Below are 5124 nucleotides of genomic sequence, written 5' to 3'. Positions count from 1 at the left end.
TAAATCGCCAAACGAAATCCCCGGTTCTCAAGGAGGACGTCAAACGCTCAAACGCGCCGCAAGTCGGCCGCAAGTCGCCGCAAGTCGTAAGTGCGCCCTTGTCTGTTTACCGGTGGCAACGCTAGCAACAACGAACGGTGATTTCGACTGCTAAAAGTAGTAGTCGCCAAGTGGCCATTGCTCGTGTTTGAATAGGGACACAAATGCATCAATCCGGGGAGGGCGATAGGCGCAGGCTGATCGCACGACGGATCAGGGACAGAGGACAAGGGACAAGCGAGCTGGAAGAGTGGAGGAAGACATCGCAGGCGCGGCTCGACATAGAGGAGCGCGCGCAGGCAACCCGCCGGAAGATTGCGCGTGCGGGAGACAGGCATTTGATTGGCGGCTGCCAAAAATCGGAGTTTCAAAGAAGTTTACAATGGACCATACAGGATACCGTCCAGAAACGGAGCAGACATGAAGACCAGCCTTGAACATTTGCCGGAACGAAAGCAACGCGAGCTCGCGCGCGTCGTCGGAATTATCCAGGAAGAGTTTGCTGATCTGGTGGAGCGCTCCAAGTCTTACGCCAAGAAGGATGGACGGATTTTCAAAATCATTCTGTTTGGTTCTTACGCGCGTGGCACCTGGGTGGATGAGCCGCATACGTCGAAAGGCTACCGCTCGGATTTCGACATTCTCGTCATCGTCAGCAACAAGGAACTGGCCGATCCCAAATACTGGGACAAGACAACAGACCGGCTGATGTGGGACAAGGAGATCGAGACGCCTGTGGGCCTGATCGTGCACGGCGCTCGCGAGATCAGCAATTTTCTAAATGACGGCCAACCCTTCTTTGTCGATCTCGCCCGTGAAGGCATCGTCCTCTACGAATTCGACGACAGGCCGCTGGCTGAACCGAAGCCGCTCAGACCTGCCGATGCACTCAGAGTAGCCGAAGAGCATTTTTACGAAGAGATGGCTGCCGCTCGCTCGTTTCTCGATACGTCGCTGTATCTGAAAGACAAGCGGATGAAGCATGCTGTTTTCGAACTCCATCAGGCAGTGGAGACCGCCTACAACTGCTACCTCCTGACACTGACAAACTATTCCCCTGCGTCGCACAATCTCAAATTCCTGCGTGGACTTTCCGAAGGTCGTGATCACCGTTTGATCGACATCTGGCCGCGCGACCGTCAGCGATTTACCACGTGGTACAACATTCTGAATGAGGCCTACGTCAAGGCACGCTATTCGAAGCGTTTCGAGGTTTCCGAAGAGGCGCTCACCTGGCTTCAGGAGCGGACGGCGGAACTTCACAAGCTGGTTGAAACGCTCTGCCGCGATCACATCGAAAAGCTCAAACAGGCCGCGAAAGCCAGCGACTGAGCTTCACCGGTGACACAACAATCCTGAGCTCAGGTAGCAGCCACCGCAGCGTCATGAACCCTATGGTCAAACCTACTCTCACAATCGCTATGTCGATCTCCTCATAGAAACTGGTCTGTCTTTCAGGAACGAAGCCGCAGTCACCAGCGGCAGTTCCGGTGCGACCGCAATCGAAAGGAATAATCGTGGCAAGGAAAACCATCGAACAGCGCCTGGCTGAACTGGATGCGCAACGTTCCGCCCTGAAGGCCCGTCTTTCTAAAACGGAGCGCAACAACGATATGCGCCGCAAGGTCCTGATCGGGTCGCTCGTTGTGCATCACCTGGAGACCTCGGATGATCAGGAATTCAGCAAGCAACTCGGTGAATGGCTGCGCCGCGAACTACCGGGCTTTCTGACACGCGACAATGACAAGGCGCTCTTTGCCGATCTGATCGGACCGGTACAGCCGGGCACGGCAGAGAGTGGCGACAGCACGCAAGGGTTTCCATGAACCGACCGCGACTTGCCCGGGGCGCATTCAAAAACATGATGCGATCCGCCGCGCGCGATCCGCTTTGGGCATTCCTCGCTTTGATTGCCATGCCCTTCCGGATCTGGAAACGCCTCCTCGGATTTATCTTCATCCTCATCATTGTCACGTTTGTGATAGGCATGGGTGGCCGTCATTTCCTCGAGCAAACGGGTTTCGGGCGGGGCTCGGTTGTCTTCATCATCCCCGATCTCGTCACCCTGCTGGCGCTCGCTGCTATCACCTTCCGGTTCATCACCAGTGCGCTGATTTTGCATTTCGGGGATAGCGACATTGAGACCCATGGCTCCGCCCGCTTTGCGACTGACAAGGAGATAGCCGCTCTCACCTCATCCGGTTCCGGCCTCTTGATCGGTCGTGATACCAAATCAGGCAAGCCTCTGCGCTATGATGGTCCGGCCCATCTCCTCACAATGGCACCGACGCGTACCGGCAAGGGTGTGGGCACTATCATCCCAAACCTGCTTACCGTCGAGCGTTCCGTGATCTGCGTCGATCCAAAAGGCGAGAATGCAAGGATCAGTGGCCGTGCCCGCCAGAAATTCGGCCCCGTTCATGTGCTCGATCCTTTTGGGGTGACCGGAAGACCCTCGGCAGCCTTCAATCCCCTGGCCATGCTCGATCCCCACAGCCTCGATGTCGCGGAAGACGCCAGTACCCTTGCCGACGCTCTCGTGTTCGACGAACCGGGAATGGCGGGCGAGGCGCATTGGAACGAGGAAGCAAAAGCTCTTATTGCCGGATTGCTGCTCAGGATCGTTGCAGCGGAGCCTTTGAGACGCAGGCACCTCGCAACACTTCGCGACTATCTCACCCTCGCTCCGGAACACTTCGCAGCACTGTTCAAGCGTATGCAGGAAAGCGATGCGGCGAGAGGTCTTGTCGCTCGTGCCGCGAACCGCCACCTCGGAAAATCCGATCGCGAAGCCGCAGGCGTTCTTTCCGCAGCTCAACGCCATACTCATTTTCTCGATTCACCGCGCATGACGGACGTACTCAGCCGCTCGGATTTCCGGTTTGCCGATCTCAAGCGCTGCAACGTGACGGTGTTCCTCGTCCTTCCCCCTGATCGCCTCTCGACCTATTCGCGCTGGCTGCGCCTGCTTGTCTCACAAAGCCTGCTCGAAATGGCCCGCGATCCGACAAAGCCGACGACACCTGTTCTCTATCTGCTCGATGAGTTTGCATCCCTTGGGTATCTGGCTCCAGTCGAACGCGCGATGGGTCTGATGGCGGGCTATGGTGTCCAGCTTTGGCCCATCCTCCAGGACATCCATCAGCTGCGTGCCACATACGGTCACCGCGCCGGAACCTTCCTGTCAAACGCTGGCATGCTGCAGGTCTTCGGCGTCAACGATCATGACAGCGCCCGCCTCATCTCTGATTTGCTCGGACAGGAAACGGTCGTATTCCAGACCATGGCGAGAGCGCTCGATTCCGAAAAGACCGGGATCTCCTACAGCCAGCAACATACCGGCCGGCCACTACTCACCCCTGATGAGGTACGCAATCTGCCGGCGAAAGGACAACTGCTGTTCCTGGCCGGACAACGACCAATTTTTGCTGAAAAGCTTGCCTATTTTGCCGATCCGGAGTTCAGGGAGATGTTCGACCCAGTCTGACGGGAAGCGTGACGGAAAGGCAGTTCGGCAAGCCGTCACACCATTGTACGCGCGGCCCTCGAGCTATCTTGACCGTAGCAGGAAGTGGATATGGCTTGGCAAGCCCCGGAAACAAGCGTCCACTGTAACGGAATATGGTACGCGGTGATCCAGCCTGTCCTGACGGGAACGCGCTCCCCATTGACCGAAGTGACCGGCAGGACGGGCGTGCGTTTTGCTGTGAAGGAATAAAAGTGGAGGCGTGCTGCGTGTTTTCAACGACAACGATCATGAAAGCGTCCGCTGTATCGTTGGCGCGGCCCGGATCGGGATGGGCGAAACAGGCCGTAGCTATACCGGAATGCTCTATTCACGGTTCTCTCGTGCTAGGCGAGACAGCCGATATTTTTAGGATCGCATATGATCCATGTTACGACATAGCGGGCTTTGGATCGATTGCGTATCTCATTGACTATGCCGTAAGCTCGCACATGAGCTGTGGGCCTCCTGGCGTTTGTGACACCCCGGGTATGATACTTTTTGGGCCGATGATCTATCTAGGATTACCTGCGGCGTGTGTCGTAACAGGTGTTTTGACGCTTAAAATCTGGATCGATCTCCGCTCTACGAGGCGATAGCGACCTGGGACCCAATCGGAAAGGCGCACCGAACGGCTGGCGCACTGTCGTTAAAGCCATGGGCGGAGGCTTGCAGATTAAGCATATCCTTGAGCTAATTGACAAAGTGAGTGGAAATCTCGATTGATCTCCATGTTTCATGGGAACGAGCAACATTTTTCTAGCTCAAATACTTTCCCGAATATTGGCTACTCGTATTCTATTTATTTCATCAAGCATGCCGCTTCCAGCTATCTGGAGCGGCTTTTGATAGAGACAAGCTAATGTTCTCATTGAGAAAAATCTAATGTAGAACAATTGGCGCGGATGTTCTCACATAGTTCGCCCGTTGTTCCGTGACAGTTATGAGGCTGACAATTCGCCGTGGAGGCGCTGCAACTGCTTGCCGCTCTCGTCGCCTTCAGCCAGCAATGCAATGCGAGCTTGAGCGACGGACAGCAGGGGCACGCTCAGTGCCCCTTCGTCTCGCTGTCTTTCTTCGCCTGGTCGTGATGCCACTTGATCGCATAATACATGCCTATGCCGAGTACTATGATCTTGGCCGGGAAAAAGACGAAAGGAAACCAATCTACCCAAGAACCATCAGACATTTCGAGCGTTTCCATTCTGCTGTTTGGAATTCGCTATCCTCAAGGATAGCACTCACTCGAAATGTTTCGGCGATCAAGCTTGCACTCGTGGCGCAACCCAACCACCGCCGTATTAAGCTCTATTCGACAATTTGAGCAGGCGTAAGCCTCTGTATAGTGAAAGCGGACTACTAAAAATGCCATCGTAATTCTGGAAATAATTGTCCACACGACGTCGATGCCACCAAGGTGTTGATTATTTTACGGAATTTTGGCGCCCGTTTTTTTCCAAGGATTTTCTTTTTTGCCCATTGACGTAAGCGCAAGCTGCTCTCTATAAGTCCGCTCACTGAACGAGGGCGGCGGCGCTGCTGGCGACGGACTGCTTCGTTCTAGAGAAATCAAGCGGATG

General features: G+C 55.1%; 5 protein-coding genes. 4 read left to right on the top strand and 1 reads right to left on the bottom strand.

Features of this window, described 5'->3' with window-relative positions; all coding sequences use genetic code 11:
- Positions 1-459: 459 nt before the first annotated feature.
- The 4 genes from QSK43_RS26885 to QSK43_RS26870 all read left to right on the top strand — a co-directional run bounded on the left by QSK43_RS26885 (position 460) and on the right by QSK43_RS26870 (position 3757).
- Positions 460-1371 carry a nucleotidyltransferase and HEPN domain-containing protein gene (locus tag QSK43_RS26885; RefSeq protein ID WP_332306010.1) on the top strand — a complete coding sequence of 304 codons (912 nt, stop codon included), beginning with the start codon at positions 460-462 and terminating at the stop codon, positions 1369-1371.
- Between the two features lie 185 nt (positions 1372-1556).
- Entirely contained in the window at positions 1557-1865 is a 309-nt protein-coding gene (locus tag QSK43_RS26880; RefSeq protein ID WP_332306009.1) for a mobilization protein, read from the top strand.
- Positions 1862-3526 carry a type IV secretory system conjugative DNA transfer family protein gene (locus QSK43_RS26875; RefSeq protein ID WP_332306008.1) on the top strand — a complete coding sequence of 555 codons (1665 nt, stop codon included), beginning with the start codon at positions 1862-1864 and terminating at the stop codon, positions 3524-3526. The genes QSK43_RS26880 and QSK43_RS26875 overlap by 4 nt, the downstream gene beginning before the upstream one ends.
- Before the next feature lie 90 nt (positions 3527-3616).
- Positions 3617-3757: a hypothetical protein gene (locus tag QSK43_RS26870; protein WP_332306007.1), complete on the top strand. Its 141-nt coding sequence runs from the start codon at positions 3617-3619 to the stop codon at positions 3755-3757.
- A gap of 835 nt (positions 3758-4592) precedes the next feature.
- Here QSK43_RS26870 and QSK43_RS26865 read toward each other — a convergent pair.
- On the bottom strand, positions 4593-4733 hold the full coding sequence (locus tag QSK43_RS26865) for a hypothetical protein (RefSeq protein ID WP_167304872.1): 141 nt from the start codon (positions 4731-4733) through the stop codon (positions 4593-4595).
- Between the last annotated feature and the right edge of the window lie 391 nt (positions 4734-5124).

Origin of the sequence: Rhizobium sp. GR12 (genome assembly GCF_036596185.1) — a bacterium.
GTDB lineage: Bacteria > Pseudomonadota > Alphaproteobacteria > Rhizobiales > Rhizobiaceae > Agrobacterium > Agrobacterium nepotum.
The sequence above is the reverse complement of the archived record's forward strand: the minus strand, read 5'-3'. Positions and strand labels throughout refer to the sequence as shown.

Excerpts from the sequence above, each read along its gene's own strand:
- QSK43_RS26885 (WP_332306010.1), top strand. The coding sequence starts at position 460 with ATGAAGACCAGCCTTGAACATTTGCCGGAACGAAAGCAACGCGAGCTC.
- QSK43_RS26875 (WP_332306008.1), top strand. The coding sequence starts at position 1,862 with ATGAACCGACCGCGACTTGCCCGGGGCGCATTCAAAAACATGATGCGA.
- QSK43_RS26870 (WP_332306007.1), top strand. The coding sequence starts at position 3,617 with ATGGCTTGGCAAGCCCCGGAAACAAGCGTCCACTGTAACGGAATATGG.
- QSK43_RS26865 (WP_167304872.1), bottom strand. The coding sequence starts at position 4,733 with ATGTCTGATGGTTCTTGGGTAGATTGGTTTCCTTTCGTCTTTTTCCCG.